The sequence below is a fragment of the Erwinia endophytica genome (assembly GCF_009295515.1).
Lineage (GTDB): Bacteria > Pseudomonadota > Gammaproteobacteria > Enterobacterales > Enterobacteriaceae > Erwinia > Erwinia endophytica.
Map to the genome: position 1 here is coordinate 142,413 of NZ_RQVV01000024.1, position 19,369 is coordinate 161,781.

At 47.6% G+C, this 19,369-nt stretch carries 24 protein-coding genes and 3 pseudogenes; 11 read left to right on the forward strand and 16 right to left on the reverse strand.

The window, feature by feature from the left end; genetic code table 11:
• Window positions 1–798: 798 nt before the first annotated feature.
• From ompC to EH228_RS08685, 4 genes are all read left to right on the forward strand, one after another.
• Entirely contained in the window at window positions 799–1,917 is a 1,119-nt protein-coding gene (gene ompC, locus EH228_RS08670) for a porin OmpC (protein ID WP_152321277.1), read from the forward strand.
• 347 nt (window positions 1,918–2,264) lie between these two features.
• A complete protein-coding gene (apbE, locus tag EH228_RS08675) occupies window positions 2,265–3,305 on the forward strand; it encodes an FAD:protein FMN transferase ApbE (protein WP_152321278.1) in 1,041 nt (346 codons plus the stop codon).
• Window positions 3,306–3,328: 23 nt separating this feature from the next.
• On the forward strand, window positions 3,329–3,973 hold the full coding sequence (gene alkB, locus EH228_RS08680; RefSeq protein ID WP_152321279.1) for a DNA oxidative demethylase AlkB: 645 nt from the start codon (window positions 3,329–3,331) through the stop codon (window positions 3,971–3,973).
• An 86-nt stretch (window positions 3,974–4,059) separates the two neighbouring features.
• Entirely contained in the window at window positions 4,060–5,712 is a 1,653-nt protein-coding gene (locus EH228_RS08685) for a multidrug ABC transporter permease/ATP-binding protein (protein ID WP_152321280.1), read from the forward strand.
• Window positions 5,713–5,870: 158 nt separating this feature from the next.
• Here the strand turns inward: EH228_RS08685 and EH228_RS08690 are convergent, their stop codons facing one another.
• Window positions 5,871–6,647 (reverse strand): 4'-phosphopantetheinyl transferase family protein, encoded by a 777-nt coding sequence (locus EH228_RS08690; protein ID WP_152321281.1) that lies wholly within the window; start codon window positions 6,645–6,647, stop codon window positions 5,871–5,873.
• Between the two features lie 348 nt (window positions 6,648–6,995).
• On the opposite strand from EH228_RS08690, the pseudogene tssD reads away from it, so the two are divergent.
• From tssD to EH228_RS08710, 4 genes and pseudogenes are all read left to right on the forward strand, one after another.
• Window positions 6,996–7,268 (forward strand): annotated as a pseudogene (tssD, locus tag EH228_RS08695) (type VI secretion system tube protein TssD); the annotation flags it as partial.
• 322 nt (window positions 7,269–7,590) lie between these two features.
• Window positions 7,591–8,163, forward strand: a pseudogene (locus EH228_RS20820) (IS1 family transposase).
• 317 nt (window positions 8,164–8,480) lie between these two features.
• Window positions 8,481–8,762, forward strand: coding sequence for an antitermination protein Q (locus EH228_RS20825; protein ID WP_152321282.1), 282 nt, complete (start codon window positions 8,481–8,483; stop codon window positions 8,760–8,762).
• An 81-nt stretch (window positions 8,763–8,843) separates the two neighbouring features.
• On the forward strand, window positions 8,844–9,335 hold the full coding sequence (locus EH228_RS08710) for a hypothetical protein (protein WP_152321283.1): 492 nt from the start codon (window positions 8,844–8,846) through the stop codon (window positions 9,333–9,335).
• A 37-nt stretch (window positions 9,336–9,372) separates the two neighbouring features.
• Here EH228_RS08710 and EH228_RS08715 read toward each other — a convergent pair whose 3' ends face one another.
• The 14 genes and pseudogenes from EH228_RS08715 to racR form a co-directional block, all read right to left on the reverse strand.
• Window positions 9,373–9,954, reverse strand: a complete 582-nt coding sequence (locus EH228_RS08715) for a glycoside hydrolase family 19 protein (RefSeq protein ID WP_152321284.1) — start codon at window positions 9,952–9,954, stop codon at window positions 9,373–9,375.
• Window positions 9,951–10,313 (reverse strand): annotated as a pseudogene (locus EH228_RS08720) (Hcp family type VI secretion system effector); the annotation flags it as partial. The gene EH228_RS08715 and the pseudogene EH228_RS08720, both read right to left, overlap by 4 nt.
• 534 nt (window positions 10,314–10,847) lie before the next feature.
• Window positions 10,848–12,023: a tyrosine-type recombinase/integrase gene (locus tag EH228_RS08725; protein ID WP_152321286.1), complete on the reverse strand. Its 1,176-nt coding sequence runs from the start codon at window positions 12,021–12,023 to the stop codon at window positions 10,848–10,850.
• A 3-nt stretch (window positions 12,024–12,026) separates the two neighbouring features.
• Window positions 12,027–12,236, reverse strand: coding sequence for a hypothetical protein (locus tag EH228_RS08730; RefSeq protein ID WP_152321287.1), 210 nt, complete (start codon window positions 12,234–12,236; stop codon window positions 12,027–12,029).
• 47 nt (window positions 12,237–12,283) lie between these two features.
• On the reverse strand, window positions 12,284–12,487 hold the full coding sequence (locus tag EH228_RS08735; RefSeq protein WP_152321288.1) for a hypothetical protein: 204 nt from the start codon (window positions 12,485–12,487) through the stop codon (window positions 12,284–12,286).
• On the reverse strand, window positions 12,480–12,941 hold the full coding sequence (locus EH228_RS08740; protein WP_152321324.1) for a class I SAM-dependent methyltransferase: 462 nt from the start codon (window positions 12,939–12,941) through the stop codon (window positions 12,480–12,482). The genes EH228_RS08735 and EH228_RS08740 overlap by 8 nt, the downstream gene beginning before the upstream one ends.
• Before the next feature lie 233 nt (window positions 12,942–13,174).
• Window positions 13,175–13,543 carry a hypothetical protein gene (locus EH228_RS08745; RefSeq protein WP_152321289.1) on the reverse strand — a complete coding sequence of 123 codons (369 nt, stop codon included), beginning with the start codon at window positions 13,541–13,543 and terminating at the stop codon, window positions 13,175–13,177.
• Window positions 13,536–13,817 carry a hypothetical protein gene (locus tag EH228_RS08750; protein WP_152321290.1) on the reverse strand — a complete coding sequence of 94 codons (282 nt, stop codon included), beginning with the start codon at window positions 13,815–13,817 and terminating at the stop codon, window positions 13,536–13,538. The genes EH228_RS08745 and EH228_RS08750 overlap by 8 nt, the downstream gene beginning before the upstream one ends.
• On the reverse strand, window positions 13,817–14,341 hold the full coding sequence (locus EH228_RS08755; RefSeq protein ID WP_152321291.1) for an HD family hydrolase: 525 nt from the start codon (window positions 14,339–14,341) through the stop codon (window positions 13,817–13,819). Before EH228_RS08755 ends, EH228_RS08750 begins: the two co-directional genes overlap by 1 nt.
• 138 nt (window positions 14,342–14,479) lie before the next feature.
• Window positions 14,480–15,307, reverse strand: coding sequence for a YfdQ family protein (locus tag EH228_RS08760; RefSeq protein WP_152321292.1), 828 nt, complete (start codon window positions 15,305–15,307; stop codon window positions 14,480–14,482).
• A 58-nt stretch (window positions 15,308–15,365) separates the two neighbouring features.
• The gene (locus tag EH228_RS08765; protein WP_152321293.1) at window positions 15,366–15,737 is read right to left on the reverse strand and encodes a hypothetical protein; all 372 of its coding nucleotides are present in this window, start codon (window positions 15,735–15,737) and stop codon (window positions 15,366–15,368) included.
• Between the two features lie 631 nt (window positions 15,738–16,368).
• Entirely contained in the window at window positions 16,369–16,590 is a 222-nt protein-coding gene (locus tag EH228_RS08770) for a hypothetical protein (protein WP_152321294.1), read from the reverse strand.
• A 94-nt stretch (window positions 16,591–16,684) separates the two neighbouring features.
• Window positions 16,685–17,290, reverse strand: coding sequence for a hypothetical protein (locus EH228_RS08775; RefSeq protein ID WP_240116258.1), 606 nt, complete (start codon window positions 17,288–17,290; stop codon window positions 16,685–16,687).
• A gap of 201 nt (window positions 17,291–17,491) precedes the next feature.
• Window positions 17,492–17,977 (reverse strand): DNA-binding transcriptional repressor RacR, encoded by a 486-nt coding sequence (racR, locus tag EH228_RS08780; protein ID WP_152321295.1) that lies wholly within the window; start codon window positions 17,975–17,977, stop codon window positions 17,492–17,494.
• Between the two features lie 101 nt (window positions 17,978–18,078).
• On the opposite strand from racR, the gene EH228_RS08785 reads away from it, so the two are divergent.
• Window positions 18,079–18,339: a transcriptional regulator gene (locus EH228_RS08785; protein ID WP_152321296.1), complete on the forward strand. Its 261-nt coding sequence runs from the start codon at window positions 18,079–18,081 to the stop codon at window positions 18,337–18,339.
• A gap of 44 nt (window positions 18,340–18,383) precedes the next feature.
• Entirely contained in the window at window positions 18,384–18,932 is a 549-nt protein-coding gene (locus tag EH228_RS08790) for a YmfL family putative regulatory protein (protein ID WP_152321297.1), read from the forward strand.
• Between the two features lie 196 nt (window positions 18,933–19,128).
• Here the strand turns inward: EH228_RS08790 and EH228_RS20715 are convergent, their stop codons facing one another.
• A complete protein-coding gene (locus tag EH228_RS20715; RefSeq protein ID WP_338030647.1) occupies window positions 19,129–19,290 on the reverse strand; it encodes a hypothetical protein in 162 nt (53 codons plus the stop codon).
• Here EH228_RS20715 and EH228_RS20720 point away from each other — a divergent pair.
• Complete coding sequence (locus tag EH228_RS20720; RefSeq protein ID WP_338030648.1) at window positions 19,240–19,347, forward strand: DUF4222 domain-containing protein; 108 nt, start codon at window positions 19,240–19,242, stop codon at window positions 19,345–19,347. The genes EH228_RS20715 and EH228_RS20720 overlap by 51 nt on opposite strands.
• Window positions 19,348–19,369: the final 22 nt, after the last annotated feature.

Sequence of the window (19,369 nt, forward strand, 5' to 3'; positions counted from 1 at the left end):
TTTCCATTGAGGGCTTGTCGCGATTAACGCCACTTTTACCATAATAAGTGAATTTAAAGAAGTTTACCCAGCAAACAAAGTCCGATCAGGATTGATCCTGACGTTCATTGTCACGGCGATGACAACGAATACGGCAGGAAAATCTTCCGCTTAAAACGAGCGAGTAATCCACTCTGAATATGCTTAATAATAAATCTATGGCCATTAAAAATATCACTGGTGAATTAATGTATTTCACATAGTTGTAATTTGTAATTAATATGTCGCATCGTCGTTTATTTTGCATTTTGTGCTGATATGAGAGAGACAGTGTACAATAAAATGTAGAGATATTATAAGAAGGAATAAACAGTTTTGCTTAAAGAATTAATATGAATAAGACGAATAAAAAAAAGCCGAACACAAGGTTCGGCAGAATTAGGGTAATACAACTCATTCGGGGTGAATGAAGGTAATAATGAAATAAAATGATGATAGCGAAACTATTATATAATCCGATGACTGTTTCCTTTTATCATTCAGTGCTCACACGTATAACATTCGATAACAAAATGATTTATTGTGGTTTAATTTAAATTTTGTTTATTTGTGCTATATTGATTAGCAATATGTGCTGCTTATAAGTTCCGCTATAATTACAAAATGAAATACATATGTTTCATTTTGAAACATATTAGGAAATTTAGTATCATTTTCTTCATAGATTATTACTGTCCGCACACTAGTATGGGATGTCGGCTGAATTTTCGACATTCAGCACGCAGTGGCAAATAAAGCGTATAACTAGAGGGTAATAAAATGAAACTTCGAGTTCTCTCCCTGATGATCCCAGCGATGCTGATCGCCGGTTCAGCAGGCGCCGCGGAAATCTACAACAAAGACGGTAATAAACTTGATCTTTTTGGTAAAGTAGATGCACTGCACTATTTCTCCAGTGATGATAGTACCGATGGAGACCAGTCTTATCTGCGTTTTGGTTTTAAAGGTGAAACTCAGATCTCTGACCAATTGACTGGCTATGGTGAGTGGGAGTATCAGGCAGCACTGAACAACGCTGAATCTGAAGGTACCGCTAACAGCTATACCCGTGTTGGCTTTGCAGGTCTGAAATTTGGCGATGCGGGTTCAATTGACTACGGTCGTAACTACGGCGTGCTTTACGATATCGCTTCATGGACTGACGTCCTGCCTGAGTTCGGGGGAGATACCTATGGCGCGGATCAGTTCATGTTCCAGCGCTCGAACGATCTGGCGACTTACCGTAATAATAATTTCTTTGGTCTGGTTGATGGTTGGAACTTCGCGGTTCAGTACCAGGGCAAAAACAGCAGTGCGACAGAATCCTCCAATGGTCGTGACGTTCTGGGTCAGAATGGCGATGGCTGGGGGATGTCAACGACTTATGATCTGGGGGCTGGTTTCGGGATTGGTGCAGCGATGTTTAGCTCTGATCGTACTACCGAGCAAAATGGTGGTACACCTGGCAGCGCGACTATCCTGGGCCGTGGTGATAAAGCGACCGCTTATACCGGTGGTCTGAAATACGATGCGAACAACATTTACCTGGCTGCGATGTATACCCGTTCATACAATGCCACCCGCTTTGGTTCAAGCGATGCGGATGTTTACGGTTATGCGGATAAAGCGAACAACTGGGAACTGGTTGCTCAGTATCAGTTCGACTTTGGCCTGCGTCCTTCCCTGGCCTTCGTCACCTCGCGTGCCAGCGACATCCAGGGCTACGGTACGCAAAATCTGAAAAAATATGTTGATGTAGGCGCGACTTACTACTTCAATAAAAACATGTCTACTTATGTTGATTATGAAATCAACTTGCTGGATAACAACGAGTTCACCAATGCTGCCGGTATCAATACTGATAACGTTGTGGCGCTGGGGCTGGTTTACCAGTTCTAAATTCGGCAGGGAGCGCAAATGGCGCTCCCGCTTTTCTTCTTGCCAGTACTCCTGTATTCCTGCCTGTTTTCCTCTTCCTTTCTGTAGCTTTATCCCCTGGTGATGTGGACTATTGAGCTGTTTCTGGTTGTTCTTCTTGTGTTGCTGGTAGCACGAAAAGATAATAACGCTGCGGCAAAGCACCCGGAGGATCTCCTGGTAATGTGTATGACCGCGAGGGCATTCAGGCCGCTTGCTCCCCTGCAGCTGCCAGTGATTTTGGCCATATCAATGGCTTGAAATCCGCATTAAACACCGGTTTCTTTCCGTTGCCATACCGACTATTTAAATGGGTTATCATTTTAATAATGAAGAAAATATTTATATATTTTATTGTTTTTCCTGTGTTTATTATAATTTCTGGCTGCGAACGGCATAACCAGGGCACGTCCGAACCGACGCTGGTGTTAGAAGGGCGCACGATGGGAACATTCTGGCGGGTGAGTCTTGCGGGAGTGTCGCCTGAGCGCAAAGATGAGTTGCAGAAAAAAATTCAGCAGCAACTGGATGGCGATGATCAACAGCTGTCCACCTGGAAAAGTGACTCGGTGCTTTCTCGCTTTAATCAGTATCGTGGGAATGCACCACAGCCGATCAGCGATAACATGGCCGATATTATCACCTGGTCATTGCGTATCGGACAAAAAACCCATGGCGCGATGGATATCACGGTTGGGCCGCTGGTCAATCTATGGGGGTTTGGCCCTGATAAGCAACCCGTTAAAACCCCAGACCAGGCACAGATCGATGCTGCTCGTGCATTGACCGGTCTGCAGCATTTGCATGTTATTCAGAGTGTGGAAGGCGCTTATTTGCAGAAAGACCTGGCCGGACTGTATGTTGACCTTTCCACGGTAGGCGAGGGATTTGCCACTGATCATCTGGCGCGTCTGATGGAGAAGGAGGGGATTAACCGCTACCTTGTTTCTGTTGGTGGCGCGGTGCTGACCCGTGGGATGAACCCGCAAGGGGAACCATGGCGGGTGGCGATTCAAAAGCCGACGGATAAAGAGAATGCCGTGCAGGCGCTTGTCGATCTACAAGGACACGGCATCAGTACTTCCGGCAGTTATCGGAACTATTATGAGCTGGATGGCAAACGGATTTCTCACATTATCGATCCCACGACGGGGAGACCGATCCAGCATAAGCTGGTTTCCGCCACGGTGATTGCCACCACGGCACTGGAAGCAGATGGTTGGGATACCGGATTAATGGTGCTTGGCGAAGAAAAAGCCAAAGCGCTGGCGCTGCGCGAGAATCTCGCGGTTTATCTGATAATCAAACAAGGTAATGGTTTCACTACCTGGATGTCGCCCCAATTTAAAGCTTTTATCGTGCAACAATAAAGGTAAGCGCCTGAGGAGGCCACGTGCTGGATTTATTTAGTGAAGAGGCTCCCTGGTCCGAACCGCTGGCAGAGGGGGCGGTCATTCTGCGCCGACGTGCACGGGATGAAGCAAATACCTTGATGGCCCTGGTGACTGAGATTGCGGCAAAAAATCCTTTTTATCACCGCATTACGCCAGGTGGTCACCGGATGTCGGTGGCGATGACTAATTGTGGGGATTTCGGCTGGTCAACCGATTCCCGGGGCTATCAGTACAGCGAGCGTGACAGTATGACCGGTCATCGCTGGCCGGGCATGCCTGAACTGTTTCGGCAAATGGCCACGATCTGTGCGGCAGAGGCCGGTTTTACTCACTTTACCCCTGATGCCTGCCTGATTAACCGCTATGAGCCCGGCGCGAAGCTGACCCTGCATCAGGATAAAGACGAGCAGGACCTGACGCAGCCGATCGTGTCGGTTTCTCTTGGCCTGCCAGCGGTTTTTCAGTTTGGCGGTTTTGAGCGGGGCGATGCGACTCAGCGGGTGCTGCTGGAGCACGGTGATATTGTGGTCTGGGGGGGACCTTCCCGCCTGTGCTATCACGGTATCCTGCCGCTCAAACCCGGGCTCCATCCGCTTACCGGGGCTTTTCGCTATAATCTGACCTTCCGTCGCGCCTTTCGTTAGTTGTCCAGAACGCGAGGGAATTGTTATTGATATCATCTGACTTCTGATTAAACTGCAGCCTGCGCAAAATCGACCTGGATGGTGTCATGGAATTGCTCCGCGTTGTTTACCAGCAATATCGTTGGCCTTTTGTAGCGGTTATCCTTCTCAATTTACTCAGCGCTCTCCTGGGCATTGGGGTCATTGCTTTTATCAATCGTGAGCTGATTGTTTCGTTTAACGCCTCGTTGAGGGTTCTGCCCGAGTTTCTGGGCCTGTTGGTGTTGCTGATGGCGGTGACACTGGCTTCCCAATGGGCGTTGACGCTATTGGGCCACCACTTTGTGTATCGGCTGCGTGGCGAGTTTATCAAACGTATCCTTGATACCCGGCTTGAACGGATCGAGCAGATCGGCAGTCCACACCTGCTGGCGGCGCTGACCAGTGACGTGCGTAATATCACCCTCGCTTTTGTTCGCCTGCCCGAGTTGCTCCAGGGGATTGTTCTGACCATTGGTTCCGCCATTTACCTGGCCTGGCTATCGATGGCGATGCTGCTGATTACCGCCGTCTGGCTGGTCATCACTATCGTTGGCGGCTGGCTGCTGGTATCGAAAGTTTATCGTCATATGGCCAGGTTGCGTGATATTGAAGATCAGTTGTATACCGACTATCAGAACATCATTGCCGGACGTAAAGAACTGGCATTGAACCGCCAGCGCGCGCAGATGATTTATGAGACGGTATATCAGGAGGATGCGCGGGCCTGGCGTCACCACATTGTGCGTGCTGATACCTTCCACCTTAGTGCGGTAAACTGGTCCAATATTATGATGTTGGGCTCGATTGGCCTGGTGTTTTTTATGGCAAACAGCCTGGGGTGGGCGGATACTGCCGTGGCGGCAACCTACTCATTAACGCTGTTATTCTTGCGAACGCCATTGCTTGCGGCAATCGGCGCATTGCCGACGTTGCTGAGTGCGCAGGTCGCTTTTAACCAACTCAACACTTTCAGGCTTGAGGAGTATCAACCTGATTTTGCCGCTCCGGCTGGTGCAAAAAACTGGCAGACTCTGGAACTGCGCGAGTTGCGATTCCATTATGGTGATCGCGGATTTGCAGTTGGCCCGATAAATATGACCTTGAAACGGGGCGAACGGGTGTTTCTGATTGGCGGCAACGGCAGCGGTAAATCCACCCTGGCCATGTTGCTGACCGGGCTGTACCAGCCGACATCCGGGCAGATTTTGCTGGATGGTGAAGAGATCGATGTGGCAAACAATGAACATTATCGTCGGTTATTCTCGGCGGTTTTTACCGATGTACACCTGTTTGACCGGCTGATTAACGATAAAGGCGAGCCAGCCGATCCGCTGAAAGTACAACAGTGGCTTGAACGCCTGAAAATACAGGACAAAATCACGTTGTCAGGCAACCGGGTGCTCGATCTTAAGCTGTCAAAAGGTCAAAGCAAACGTCTGGCGTTGCTGTTGGCCATTGCCGAACAGCGTGACATCCTGCTGCTGGATGAATGGGCCGCCGATCAGGACCCACATTTTCGCCGTATTTTTTACCGCGAGTTGCTGCCGTGGCTGAAAGCAATGGGGAAAACTGTCTTCGCTATCAGCCATGATGACCATTACTTTCAACACGCAGATCGCTTGTTTGAGATGCGTGAGGGCAAGTTAAGCGAGTTGGTTGGGCAGGAAAGAGAAGCGGCCACTCGGGATGCGGTGAAACGTACGGACGTCGCCAATTGATTAGCAGAATGCGGCATATGTACTGCAAATATACTTGTTTGTCAGCTAGATAATGTAAGGGTAGGGTGGTGGTGACAGTATTCTTCTGCTGTCCTGGACTTCCCCGTCGTCTTGCCAAATGGTCTGTACCGGTCTGAGTTTGTCTCTGGCCGGTTTTTTTATGCCCATGGTGTAACCACCCAACTGAGCACTTCGTCTTGTTGGAATTGCACATGTCCACGAAAAAGTCGTCCGGCAGGAAAATCTGTAGAGAAATGGCGGGTGAGCCTGAGAACAATGGTGCTGGCGGCGGGGGCGCAATCGACGATCTCCGCGGAAGTAAAGTCCATAAATTCTCGCAGGGAGGGAAAAATCGCTTTATACAGACTTTCTTTTATTGAAAATGCTATGGTCAGTGCGTGGGTAAAAGGTAATCCACTGCGCTGTAAAACGGCTTTCTCTTTCTCACTGATAATCATTTTTTGTATGTCATCAGCCGTATTACTGCTTATCAATTGTTCACAATCAACCCCCAACAGTTTGCGGCAGGTCGCCTGAGCCAGTAACAGGCAGACACGGTGCTGGGTATGGGAAAGTGAACCGATAATGCCGAGAGGCCAGACAGGTGCGCGTGTGACATCATTGCTGAGTACGAAGTTATCAATGCCCATCAGACTGAGTGCAAAACGCGCGCAAACCCGGCTGGCAAGATACTCGGCCCGGCGTTTTTTGACCGCCTTGTGCAGATGAGCGGGAAGGGAGAGATCAAAATCATTAAACAGGGATTCACAAAAATGCTGTGGATGGTAGCTCGCTCGCAACAGAAGAACATCGGGATGTTCGGCAGGAGAAAAGGTGGCAATGTCACTTAAAAAATTCAGCGCGGCAGGCGGAATGACCAGGTCGAATGCCGGGTCACAGGGTAACAGATGACGGGCTGTCAGTGGGTTATCCATACTTATCTACTCTGCTTATTTCATCAGAGCATGATTTAATCAGGTTAGATTCGTGATAGCAAAAAGTAATCGACAGATGGGAGACGATGACTCTTTTAGTGAAGGGTAAATGTTTTTCAGCGAGACGACAAAATGATCGTTGCCTTGAGAAATTTTAGCGCCCAGAACGCACCAGTGACAAAAATCATGCCCGCAGACTTGTCGCTGTGTTGATGCTGCGCCGGGGCGACACTATCAGTATTCGTTATCTTAAATAATTTTCTGTATTATCAAGGCTGGCAAATTATCTTTTCTGACAGATAAAAAGGCGTTTTACAGTGCCAATTTCCGCGTATATGTGGTTAAAATATGTACAATGCTGTCGCTAAAGGACAGACGTTAAAATCTGCTGAAATTCGGTGGTATAGAATCAATCACGCAGGTCAGGAGAAATGTTATTTTGTGATGCCCGCAGAGGGCGTAAAAATCACAGGTGTTAATCCTGGTATGCCAGGCACAAAAATGACCGGGAACGAGCAGATAAATTACATGAATTCGATTTCTCTGATGTACGATAAAATTACCCGGCGTTATGTGGATGGTAATATCCAATATACTGACGACTGGAATGTTAAATCATAATGAAAAAGGAGCGCCGCTATCGGTGCACTTTTCTAATTACTGCCGTATGTTTTTTTATCCTTCCTTACTACGCGGATAATTTAATTGGCGTTCAATGAATCTAATTATGATCTGATAAGAAATTATAGTGATAAGGGGACACATAATTAAAAGTGAAATGCCTGTAATGCCTTCGATATCTGGACTTTTAAAAAAGTCAGCTATTTTTCTCCAAAAATCATAATCGGTCAATCCTACTGGTGAAGATGGATGAAGAAAAAAGGGTCAAGTATTCAATGTGTTGACATGTCTGTATAATTCTCGATTTTACGGGTAAGGATTTATGGCTCTGGTTGACGTGAAATGTCCCTTTTGTGAACGTATTGATGCTGTTAAAAAACATGGGAGCGGTAAGGCCGGGCACCAGCGTTACCGCTGTCAGTCATGCTGTCGTACTTTCCAGCTTAATTACGCTTATCGAGCCTGCCGGCCGGGTATGAAAGAGCAAATTGTTGACCTTGCAATGAACAATGCCGGTATCCGGGATACCGCACGGGCGTTACATATCAGCATTAATGCTGTCGTGCGCACGTTAAAAAACTCTCGCCCCGATGTGTAACCACTCTCCCTCTGGATAACCTGCAAATTCAGCTCATTTGCAAAGTTGATGAAATGTGGTCATTTGTGGGAAGCAAAAAGCGGCAACGCTGGCCTTCTGGTGTACAGATAACTTCAGCGCCTGGGACATGCTGCCGGATAAAAGACACATACTGGCAAACGCATTGAACGTGAAAACCTGAACCTTCGTAACCGGTTAAAGCGACTAAATCGCAAGACTCTCGGATACTCAAAATTAGCGGAAATGCACGATAAGGTTATCGGCACATTCATCGAGCGTGAGTATTACCTACAATAACCAGATCTACACATTGAATACATGACCATCTGCTGAGTTACGCGCACCGGACGGCGCCGAAACTTGTAGTTAAAGCCGCGGGCGGAAAATTACATAAATGCCTCGCCGTACTGTCAACACTGGCATTTGAAGAATACTCCCGATCTGCGGCCACGGTCAGCGAATGCCAGCATTGCTATGGTTTTTTTTCAGTGTGGCGCGATGTTGTGAAATATCCTGGCTACATTAATAAGCAAACCGGTGAAATAGTGATAGAGCCGGGAACGGAGCACCGGTGTGTAAGAGAAAAATGCGCACACTGTGGTGGAAAAGGTCGAATGGTTGCCCGTTGTCGCTGCAACGGTACTGGCCGTGTGCGTGACGTTGAAAAATCAGCACTGCAGAGTGTACCGGTAGATCGAGAGTGTGAACGTTGTAATGGTCGGGGGTTCAGGAGGACGCTGGGAACAAGGGTGTACAGGGCTATACATACACTGTTACCAGAGTTACAGGAACGCATCTGGAATAACAACTGGCTCCCATTTTTTGATCGGCTGGTGGAAAAATGCAGGGATGAGGAAACCCGCGCTGATATTGCGCTCAGGAAAGCAACATCATAACACTTTCCATAAAATTGCTTTTTGCGGGATGGTAGCAGTCCGTGTACACTATTATCCTGTTTTTTCTGAGGAATTAAGAGAATGAAAAAGTGGTTGTTTTTTTGCGTTCTGATGGCCGTTTCTACATTAGGTAATGCAGCGAGTAATGCCGACAATGAAGCATACTCGGCCCCCCCACTTCCAGACAAAGAAATTGTTATGCAGGTCTATGATGCGCTTAGATCAGAAGCTGCCGATCCTCAAAAAGATAAATTTATTAAAGATCATAAATTGCAAGGCAAGATGTCGGGATATATTGACGCTTTCGATATCGATAATAACCGACTGAAATTCACTGTAACCCGACTCGCATCGGAAAGAATGACAAAAGCCAAGGTAAAGGTTGTTTTTCAGGGTAGTCCATCAGATGATTTTAAAAAATATATGGAAAATCCTGTTTATGATGAATACTACAAAGTTAAAAGCAGTAAAGGGGTAACTGCTATATATGAAGCATTTAACATGCCATCGGCTGATGAAGGCTTCAGAGGTATTGGTATTGGGTCAGTATATATTGTTGATTATGAAGGCTAAAAATTAAAAACATAGGGGCGTTTCACGCCCCCATGATTCATGAAATTTGGAGCGCCTTTTTTGCTTTTTTTAGTGCGTCTCGTCTTCTTTCCCTTCCTGTAGGTCCGCCATTTATCAGATGGCATATTCCATCAAAATCATCCCTGTCAGCTTTAGTGTTTAATCCTCTGCTAACCCAAAACGCACACGCAGTCCTTACGGCGATGGAAAAATTGGTTGCGACGGTCTCAGGATGATTAACCAGATCTTCGCCTAATATTTTTCCATACTTTTCGTAATTTTCTCTACCTGTAAGATGCAGCAAACCACGCCCGATAAATTTAGGTCCATCTCCGGGAAGGTGATTGCCTACCCTTCGCCCGGCATTGGTTGTTGGTTCGTATTTTTTCCCGTCAGTATCCTCTCGGAGCGCCAGAAATCCCGCCGTTTCACAGCAAGCCTGAGCCAGAAAATGGGCTACGCGTAATTTATTCCGGTTTATATCATAGACTGAAAACCAGTGGTTCATATGAAATGGAAGCGCGTAGCAGTCAGTTTGCTGGATATTTCTCTTATTTATATTACTTATATACAGCGGAGCGGCTACCTTTAAAAGCAGTTCCGGAGTTATCGTAATCATGCCGTTGTTCGCTCGTTCCATGCATCAGTAAACTGTACATTGCCATCACAGTACTTCCAGGTGATTTTTTCGTAGCGTAGGGAAACGTGCTCTGTATGATTGGTTTTTTCTTCATCAGCCATTGATGGACTGACGGAAACAACCTTAACGCCTTCCAACAACATATTAAAATATTCCTTCTCTTGTCCTGCATCATTGATGTGGTACCAGCGGATTTCGGCTGATTTCAACTTCTGTCCTGTAGCTACAGCCTTGTATAAATAAGGAGAAGAGGAATCGAACACCTTTTCAATCATCATTGCACCATGAACGCGGGTACCGGTCAACTTTCCGGTGTTGTCATCGGTAGGGATGTGTAGTGGATCGAATGCTTGATTATAAAACACAGGCTGTTTTCAATAGTACTGTGCAGAATCTGACGCTCGACATGAACTCCGCAACGAGTGCCTCTGGCTCTAACTAAGCAATACTAATATACACCCGTCTTTATGGCGGGTTTTTTATTGCCTATGGAATGTGTCGGCACGTAGCGCAGCCTGGTAGAAAAGCATTAGTGAGCGAATAGCGAGCGATAGGAGCAGGGCGACTAACAGTCATGCGGGTGTATTCACAGCAACTGTGAACGGAGTGAAAAAACAGCAGTCATAGCAGCGTTTGATTCTCATCAAACGCTGCTATGACGGGGATATTTATTGGTCGGCACGAGAGGATTTGAACCTCCGACCCCGGACACCCCATGACAGCGCCCCTATCTCGTCTCAGCCCTTTCCCCACGCGGCTTCCGGGGCTTTTCACTGTGTTTACAAACAGTGCATTTTTTACATATTTCACGCTATATACATCAATGAGTTAACAGGGGGTTTCACCCCCTATGTTTTTCATCCACTGGCGAGTTAACCGGCTTTAATTTCAGCGTGCGGAACGGCGATCCACTCCAGATGATTCTCCGTATAAATCTGCGTTGATTTTGCGTCGCTGTGCGCCATTCTCGCCTGCGGATTTATGCCCTGGACACTAAACAGGTGGGCGGCCAGCGCGCGGATCTCGTGGAATGTTGGCCGCTCTTTTTCAGGTAGATGCGCAGCCACACCAGCCAGGTCCCGAGTTTCAGAAAACGACCGGCTCAGGTAGTCCGGGGCCACCTGTGTGGGATGGTTCACCTCTTTACTGAGTTTATTATTGCGGTCGCGGATCCGGTGAACAACGTAAGGGCTGGCGACGTTATCGCGGCTTTCGTCAATAATGCGCTTGAGTTCGGGGCCAATGGGGATAGCGACGTGGGACGCCTCTTTGTGCTGCACTTTCTGGCGATGGATAAACAGCGTGCCATAGATACCGTTTGCTGGCTGTTCAAACCAGACACAGCCACACACGCCGTTTTTAGGGCAGGGAATGTTATAGAGGATCCGCGACACTTCCAGCCTGGCCTGGGTGGTCTGTAGAGCCAGATCCATTGCTGTGCGTAAAAACGGCTCAGCAATCGCATGAATTTTATTAAAATCGGGCAGTGTAAGGCGCCGGCGGGTTTTTCCCTCGACGCGTTTTTTCTTTTTGCGCGTCGCGGGGTTATCAAACATTAGCGATTCATCGACAGCGTAACTAAATAATTTACTCAGAAATGCAATTTTGCGATTCTGGACGTTTGCAGACGCCTCCGCGTGATACTCATTGATATAGCCGTTAACGTGTTCCAGCTCGATATCACAGGCAGGCATTGTAAAATATTTTTTAACGCGCTCAATGTCGTTATTCCATTTATCCAGTGTATCGGTAGCTGGCTGTTCCTCTTTTATTGCTCTCTGCAACAGATGGTCTGCGTGTTCGCTAAAAGGCAGTGCCTCGCCGGATATCCCGCCGGACGCTCTTATTAGTGAATTGATACTAATGCGACTCTCTGGCCGCATTTGATAATTATATTCACGCGCTATTGCTATTGCGATAGCGCGATCTTTCCCCATATCTGCTCTTTTCCCAGTAATGAGGGTAAGGCGGTAAACCCCTTTGCTTTTATCATACCCAAGGTATTCTGGGAGATTGCGATATTCTTTTTTCCGTGGGCGCGGTGACATTTTTTAGGTCTCGTTAATTAACCGACGAACAGCCATATTTACATCGGACTCAACGCCCCATTTTTCAGAAGAGCAGATCCAGACATGGCCATCGACAATTCGCCCTTTGACGAGATTGTCCCGGACCCATTTCTTAATAGTCCTGGTGTCTGGCTCCGATCCCGCTTCAAATTCACGTTTAGCCCACTGAGTGGCCTTCATTAATTTGCTCACGTTGTATCCTCCACGCTTATTACTACCCGCTGCAACGAGATTTTTATTTATTCATTCCAATCTAACAATTCCTCATTAAGTCGGTCGTCCGCGACGTCTTGATTGATAATGTCACTATCAAGCTCAATACTGGTAGCCGCGAAATCACGCGCACAGGCTCTGCGGTGTTTTTTATTACCCATCATCCATTCAGGTTTTTTAAGTTCTTTGTTCCATGCTCTAACCATGTATTTCATTGCTGATTTAGACATGATGCTCCCCCTTTACGAAAACAACCCAATGCGTCCTGTCACCCTTGCCCGTCCTTTGCCAAATAACCGGATGGTGATCGGTTAGGGGGAGTATCTGACCTATGGGAATATGGGTTTCATTCCACTTAAATATAAGGACGCCGTGTGGACGCAATACGCGAAATGCTTCAGAGAAACCAGCCCGGATGTCATCGCGCCATGTGTTTTTGTCCAGTACTCCATATTTTTTGCGCATCCAGCTTTTTTCGCCGGCGCGGGCAAGATGAGGGGGATCAAACACCACAACTGGGAACTGGTTATTAACAAACGGCATGCGGCGAAAATCTGCAACAACATCTGGACGGATATGGAGCGCGCGACCATCGCATAGCTCATGCGTCTCGCTACGAATATCAGAGAACACCCCGCGGGGATCTGATTTATTAAACCAGAACATCCGCGAGCCGCAGCACATATCAAGGATAGGGCGATCATTCCCCCTCTCGTTATTGCCGCGCAGGCAGTCGCTAGCCTGCCAGTAACCCCGGCGCGACATATATTCCGGCACGCTCCTTACTAACTCATGGTCAGGACTAGCTTTTTTCAGCGCGCGCACTAATCGGCGAATTTGCATGCTCAAATTTTCCAGCGCATCTGCTGCGGGGGCAGGGTGAAGATATGACGTTTCAAAAAGATCTATGTCCATAACTATTCCTCGATACGACGCCGCGCGCCGCGGTATTCCGGTTCAGGATTGTACTGTGGCCGCTCGATAACATTTCTCAGTATTACCTGCCAGTTTTTGCGGTTGTTCAGCACCCAGCGGCCATCGTCCGTATCAAAAAATTTCGAATCAACCGGCACAGCAATTCGCTCTATGACATCGCAGGGAACTGCGACGGCACAACGACCGCAGTTGTAATATCCCAGTTTTGAACGGATCCGCGATTCGGGATAACGCCCAGCGTTCTCAATGCGCCCCACATAGCCACAATCATTAGCCGCCCACAGGATTATGTAGCGATCAGAGCGTTGGTTATGGTTCACGCTGATAACGAAATACTCGCGCTCATTCATGACCAACACCAGGTGCTGATTTAAGCCGGACCTCGACAGGGCCATCGCGATAATTACCAACAACATAGCCGTCCAATTCCCGGATCTCCTGTTGTGTTAAGTTGTGCCATTTGGCGATCACATAACGACCCTTCAGTACACCGACATAAAACGAGTGCGCGCTGGTGGATCCATAGCTATAGCCGTTATCACTGAGCCATTGCTTACACGCCTGCCAGGCGGCAAATGTGCCGTGTTGATAGAATTTTTTTTCAAACATAGCCACTTCAGTCATTATGCTGCCTCCCTTAACTCTTCATAGCGCTGCAGGAACATGGCGCGCGCCTGTCGGGGGTTGCGTGGAGAAATGATGAAATCAGTACAGGGGATCCCGTCCAGTACAGGCCACGGCGTGCCGTCGTCGAGATCGAAATCACGGCGCTCTGTTGCCAGCATAATCAGATCGGCATATTTGACCGGCACGCTATGAATCAGAGGCAGTCCAAACCGTTCCCGGATCCCGGCATCAATACGCGCCTCGATCTCCCGGTAGTCAGGAAGCAGGGCTTTCAGCGGCGCGGAAATATCATTGCAGTATGCCTCAGCAGCATCATGCAACAGGGCTTCAAGGGCGTACTCTGGTGGTACAATGTTACTTACGTGGACAGAATGCTCAGCAACGCTATAAAACGCGTCGAGGTGGCCAGTAAATCGGCACAGGTTCGACAGTGCGCTGGCAATATCATCAATAATAAAAATATCCGGATCGATATATTTAAAATTGAAATGCTTTCCCGATAATGTTTGAATCCATGACATATGGTCGTTCTCCACACGTTGTTAACCGCTACTGCAATCACGATTTTGGGTTGTGCGAATCCCTCGCCGGGTGGCGATAATTAAAGGAATTGCGCTTCACTAATTACCCTGACTCGCAGGGCAATTAAGGTAGAATAATTACGCTTTAAAGTTACCAATAAAGGTTTCCACTGGCTCCCCATCGAGCTTGCCGATCAGTAGGTCGCGGAATTCGTTGGCGATCGCTTCTTCCTGCGCTTCCAGCTGAACAATGCGCAGAACAAAGCGCGGCTCGTCACCAGTTAGCAGACTGTTTCGAAGGCTAAAGGCGCGTTCGCCAAGCCCTTCATATGGAACGCACTTAAATTCAAACGCTACCGGCATAACGTCTTTACTACTGGCCTCAACGCTCTGCATTAGTGATTTTTTGCCACTGAAATCACCGTCTTCATGATCTTGCTGAGTGGCCTGTTGAATAGTGATGCGTCGAACGGACTGGGCTGCCTGAGAAATCTGCATAGTGTTACCATCTGCATCAAATGCCAGAAGATAATCACTCCAGTCTTCCAGCCATTCAGCGATTTGCTTTTGCCTCAGGCGGTCGCCGTTAATCGCCAGCAGCGCGCGGAAAGGCGCAGTCTGCTTCAGGGTGATTGCGGCAACGTTATCAGCGTGACCCGGATTCTCCAGTGTGCCAATATTGAACACGGATCGCGCAGTCATATTGTCCGCATCGATAAAGCAACGGGCCGGTTTATCGATACTGGCATACCCTTTAGAATAACGGGCAAAATCATCAATGCTGGTTGTTGTCATGGCTCCACGGAAACGAAAGCGTTCAAGAGAAAATCGCTCAAGGCTTTCAATGCCCGTTCCTGCAGGAAGTAAAGCTGTGGGGCAAGCCAGATTGTTAATATCATTCAGGTGATAACCAGAAAGAACCAGATCTTTGACCTGCTGAAAAGTACCGCTGTCTACCTGAGACATATAAATTCCTTTATTAACAAATAATCGAATAAGTGTCAGTGAATTAGTTATCAGCGGTTCACTGCGCCGCTTTAAGCTTTCCGTCTGTAGCGCCGTTGATAGTGAACAGTTGCCCCTGATCCTCCTGCAGGATGGTGAGCTTGCCCCCTTTGTTAACCCACATTGGTGTTTCAGTGGTGTCTTCTTCAGTGGTTTTTCCGCGTGGGGTTGGGCATACGTACTGCAATTTATGCTTGATTTTTACGCGTTTTTCTTCGACAGAATTACCCATACGTTCCATGTCGAATGTCAGGACAAGTTTGCCTTTGTTGCCGTTGTTCAGAACGCCCAGCGCGGTGGTATTCAGCGCGGCGGCGATTTTGTTCATGAACACGCCGGCATCCAGTTCCCCCAAGAAATCAGGAACCACGGTCATGCGATCATTACTCATAGTATTTCCTCTCGGTTAAGCGGTGGTCGCTGTAATTTCCCCACACAATAAGTGCTGACCTCACAGCCAGCCCGGTTGGAGTGCCAGTCAATGCGACGAAGTTATCAACTGGGCGGATCGATTTACTGTGGCGCCGCCCCGTGAGCCCACAATTATTTATCAGCTTTACTGGCGGCTATAACGAGGCTGAACGCCAGCAGGCCAATGCCGCACCCGATAACCATTGCCAAAATTCCTACGATGCCCAAATAGAACACGAATCCCTCCACGTTTTTTTTGATTAGTTAAAAAAGGGCGGCGCCGGTAGAACATTATCTTCTCTCTCCCCTGGTGTTGGTTGAAGATCCGGCAACCGCCAAGACTACACACAGCAATATCAGGCCTGGTTGCTTCTCCACCTCAGACGGCAGTGGTATCTTGGAGTTCTCACATATCCAAGAAGATAAACAGATGACTGCTGACTATTTAAGTGTTCGCCTTGATGCCATTGAATACGCGATAAAGCGAATTTCAATAGCAATTAGCGAAGGTACTTCCCCAGATGAATACGTATCAGAAATCAACTCCCTCAAACAAAAACTTAATTCAGACACACTTACCCCCCACCAAGAATCACTGATAAGACAAACGGTTATGCTTCTGGCCCCTCTTTCTGGCGACCCTTGGGACCCGTTTTGAAATAAATGTTATCAAGCGCTTTTATCTTTTGCCGCGTCCTTTCGGCGCATTTGATTTTGTGTTCTTCTATTGAATCAGCCAGTGCCGAAAGCGCAGCGGCCTGAAAGCGTAAAGAGTCGCCATTCCCCGAGAAATCGGCTTTGATCTTTCCATCCACGATCAATTCCACTTTCATAAAATCACCTTATTAAATCTTCTATCTTGCAAACCCGTCAGGTTTCCTGCCTGCTGTTGCAGGCGCTATCGGGGTTAGTTATCGAAAAAGAACACTATGCGAACTTTTTCAGCATCAACACGCTCTTTTTGCCACCAGTATTCAATGGCTCTACTCTCCAGCGCCTCATGGATCCAGCGCAGTGCATCGACCGTATCCATCCATTCCCTGTGCACATGTCCGGGAATGTTTGTATAACCGCACCAGGAGCGGGGGGGATTCCTTTATCATCCAATTCAGCAGCCTGCTCCGTTGTAATCATCCCGTTAAATGGCATGGGTTGCAGGTCCGCGCGAAATGCCCGGATTTCTGCCAGGGTGGCATAACTATGAGAATGCCCATCATCGCCCCAATGCTCTGATATTGATTTTGTATATTCGCAGGCATCATCAGGGATCCCGCGCGGATCGGAAATTTTGGGGGTTTCTTCTGAGTAGGAGCGAACACCGCACAACTGTGAGAACGCCGCATAATTTCTGTCAGCACATAGCTCTATGCGTAGATACTCGGCTTCTTCGGGCTGTCCGAAATATGGATTTTTTCGGAAATGATCGTAATTAACCCAAGATTCCTTTCCATCTACTGCGTGTTTGATCTCAACCATCATGTGAATATCGCAACCCATTACCTGTCCCTCTGCGGTCGTGTAATAGCGAATCATTCGGCTTTCATACGCCCCTAGCGTCCTGCCTCTTCGCTGTTGATGGAATTATACTAGGCTTAGCCTAATGTTATGTCAATAGGCTAAGCCTAATGATTGGCGCAAAAAAAATATCACATGCAAATAACCATGTGATATATATGAATTTAATATATTAATATTGTGGGTTAGATGGTTTTTTCACCGTTTTTGAAAATCAATTTAAGTCCCTGTTTTTCCGGAAAACTCTCGCTCTAATCTGTTTTCTTCATCTTTGAGCCATTGACGAGCTTTGGAATCTAGCGCAATAACATAAGCTCGCGCATCCGCATCTGCCCATGCGGGTTCATTTTCGGACTCAGGTGATAACAGATAATCAATAACCGCCTTGCGCTCTTTTGGTGCTATTTTGTATAGCTCTAAAACTCGATTGGAGGACAACACATCTGTATCTACAGGTACAGATGTATCGCTTATGAGGGAAGATTTCAGCCCCCAATGCTCTGGCCCAACCACATCAGAAAAGTATTTCCATAACTCGGGAAGTTTTTCTTTTGATATTGATCCCTTGCCTGTCCAGTCATAAAGAGACGGCGGTTTTATTTTGAAATGACGAGCTATCTCCGCCTTACTTTTGGCAGTTCCTTTAATTAATTTCTTTTCGATGGCCTGCTCTATAGCTCGGCCTAAATCTTTACCGCTAAGCATTGCCTAATGATCCATTCTTTTACTGCGTTAGGCAATTCCTATTGACTATAGCTTAGGCTTAGCCTAACATTATTGAACCGTATGTAAGGTCTCGGAATGTGATGAAAAAACTAAAAACCAATCTGGCAATAGAGAAAGCTTGTCAGAGTGTTGGTAGTCAGGCTGCACTGGCCAGATGTTTAGGTCTATCTCCACCAACAGTTAATCAATGGGTTAGTGGAAAAAGACCAATACCAGCAGAGCGTTGTCTTGATATTGAAAAAGCAACTTTAGGGGCTGTTACGTGCGAAGAACTGCGCCCGGATGTTGACTGGGGCTATCTGCGAGAAACAGCACGGCAACAGGCAGCAGGAGCAGCCTAACGTTTATTGATGAGCAATAAAACCACACAAGGAGGGTGTTAACTGTGGGAAACAACAAATGGAAATTTGAAAAACAACCAGCATGGATTGTGAACGCAATCAGAAAAACGATCACTGCGCTACCCGGTGGCTATGACGAAGCCGCAGAGATCCTGGGTGTTGGTAAATCCACGTTATTTAATCGCCTGCGCACAGATGGTGATCAGATATTCCCGCCAGGCTGGGCGATGGTGCTGCAACAGGCTACTGGCTCAACTCATATTGCTGATGCGGTTTCGCGGAATTCTAACAGCGTCAACGTGCCGCTGGTGGATCCGGGTGATGTTGATAACGGTGACATCAACGATCGCTTGTTGGAGTCTATCGAACTGATCGGGCGTCATTCTCAATTTATCCGGCGGGCTGAAGCGGTTGGTGTGATTGACGAAAAGGAGAGGGATAAAATTAACGAAAACAGTTATTTAGTTATGACGAAGTGGCAGGAGCACTTAACGCTGTTGTATCGCGTTTATTGCCCGCCAGAAAGGATGAACGCCCCTGATTGCAGTCTGAGGCGTTCTGATGCGGCTGAGTGTGGAGAATTTACCGCGTGAGCATTTTATACACAAAACAAACGGTTCCGCAATTGCGGTGCCGGGTTATTCCGGGCGTTGGCCGTTATTTGTTTCGGTATGAGCAGATGATAGACGGGCAGTGGGTTTCGTGTAACCACAGATTTGTCATGAAAACTGTGGGTAGGTTCAACCGCCTGGGCGCGCGCCAGCGGAAACAGGCCGGATTGCCTGATGCTCAGGAAGCAATCCGGAAGGACGGCGAGGGGGATTTATTGAAAATGAACTTATTGAGCCGTGGATCGCCAGGTACCGCGACCGACGCGGCGTTATTGTTGAGACGGTCGGGATTGATACAACAAACCAGCGCGTTATTTTCCGGCGCCCAAACTACGATCATGAGTGCGTATGTCCGCGGCGCGACTGGAAGAAAAAATTTAAGAGAGTGGAGGGCTGACGCTCTCAATTGCAGCAAAGTA

Coding starts and splice junctions, on each gene's coding strand:
- EH228_RS08735 (WP_152321288.1), bottom strand. CDS start 12,487: ATGTCTAAATCAGCAATGAAATACATGGTTAGAGCATGGAACAAAGAA.
- apbE (WP_152321278.1), top strand. CDS start 2,265: ATGAAGAAAATATTTATATATTTTATTGTTTTTCCTGTGTTTATTATA.
- EH228_RS20715 (WP_338030647.1), bottom strand. CDS start 19,290: ATGATCGTAGTTTGGGCGCCGGAAAATAACGCGCTGGTTTGTTGTATC.
- EH228_RS08740 (WP_152321324.1), bottom strand. CDS start 12,941: ATGTGCTGCGGCTCGCGGATGTTCTGGTTTAATAAATCAGATCCCCGC.
- EH228_RS08760 (WP_152321292.1), bottom strand. CDS start 15,307: ATGTCTCAGGTAGACAGCGGTACTTTTCAGCAGGTCAAAGATCTGGTT.
- EH228_RS08775 (WP_240116258.1), bottom strand. CDS start 17,290: ATGATTCGCTATTACACGACCGCAGAGGGACAGGTAATGGGTTGCGAT.
- EH228_RS08770 (WP_152321294.1), bottom strand. CDS start 16,590: ATGAAAGTGGAATTGATCGTGGATGGAAAGATCAAAGCCGATTTCTCG.
- EH228_RS08725 (WP_152321286.1), bottom strand. CDS start 12,023: ATGTCACCGCGCCCACGGAAAAAAGAATATCGCAATCTCCCAGAATAC.
- racR (WP_152321295.1), bottom strand. CDS start 17,977: ATGCTTAGCGGTAAAGATTTAGGCCGAGCTATAGAGCAGGCCATCGAA.
- EH228_RS08715 (WP_152321284.1), bottom strand. CDS start 9,954: ATGATTACGATAACTCCGGAACTGCTTTTAAAGGTAGCCGCTCCGCTG.
- EH228_RS20825 (WP_152321282.1), top strand. CDS start 8,481: ATGGTTGCCCGTTGTCGCTGCAACGGTACTGGCCGTGTGCGTGACGTT.
- EH228_RS08755 (WP_152321291.1), bottom strand. CDS start 14,341: ATGTCATGGATTCAAACATTATCGGGAAAGCATTTCAATTTTAAATAT.
- ompC (WP_152321277.1), top strand. CDS start 799: ATGAAACTTCGAGTTCTCTCCCTGATGATCCCAGCGATGCTGATCGCC.
- EH228_RS08710 (WP_152321283.1), top strand. CDS start 8,844: ATGAAAAAGTGGTTGTTTTTTTGCGTTCTGATGGCCGTTTCTACATTA.
- EH228_RS08745 (WP_152321289.1), bottom strand. CDS start 13,543: ATGAATGAGCGCGAGTATTTCGTTATCAGCGTGAACCATAACCAACGC.
- EH228_RS08685 (WP_152321280.1), top strand. CDS start 4,060: ATGGAATTGCTCCGCGTTGTTTACCAGCAATATCGTTGGCCTTTTGTA.
- EH228_RS08765 (WP_152321293.1), bottom strand. CDS start 15,737: ATGAGTAATGATCGCATGACCGTGGTTCCTGATTTCTTGGGGGAACTG.
- EH228_RS08690 (WP_152321281.1), bottom strand. CDS start 6,647: ATGGATAACCCACTGACAGCCCGTCATCTGTTACCCTGTGACCCGGCA.
- EH228_RS08785 (WP_152321296.1), top strand. CDS start 18,079: ATGAAAAAACTAAAAACCAATCTGGCAATAGAGAAAGCTTGTCAGAGT.
- EH228_RS08750 (WP_152321290.1), bottom strand. CDS start 13,817: ATGACTGAAGTGGCTATGTTTGAAAAAAAATTCTATCAACACGGCACA.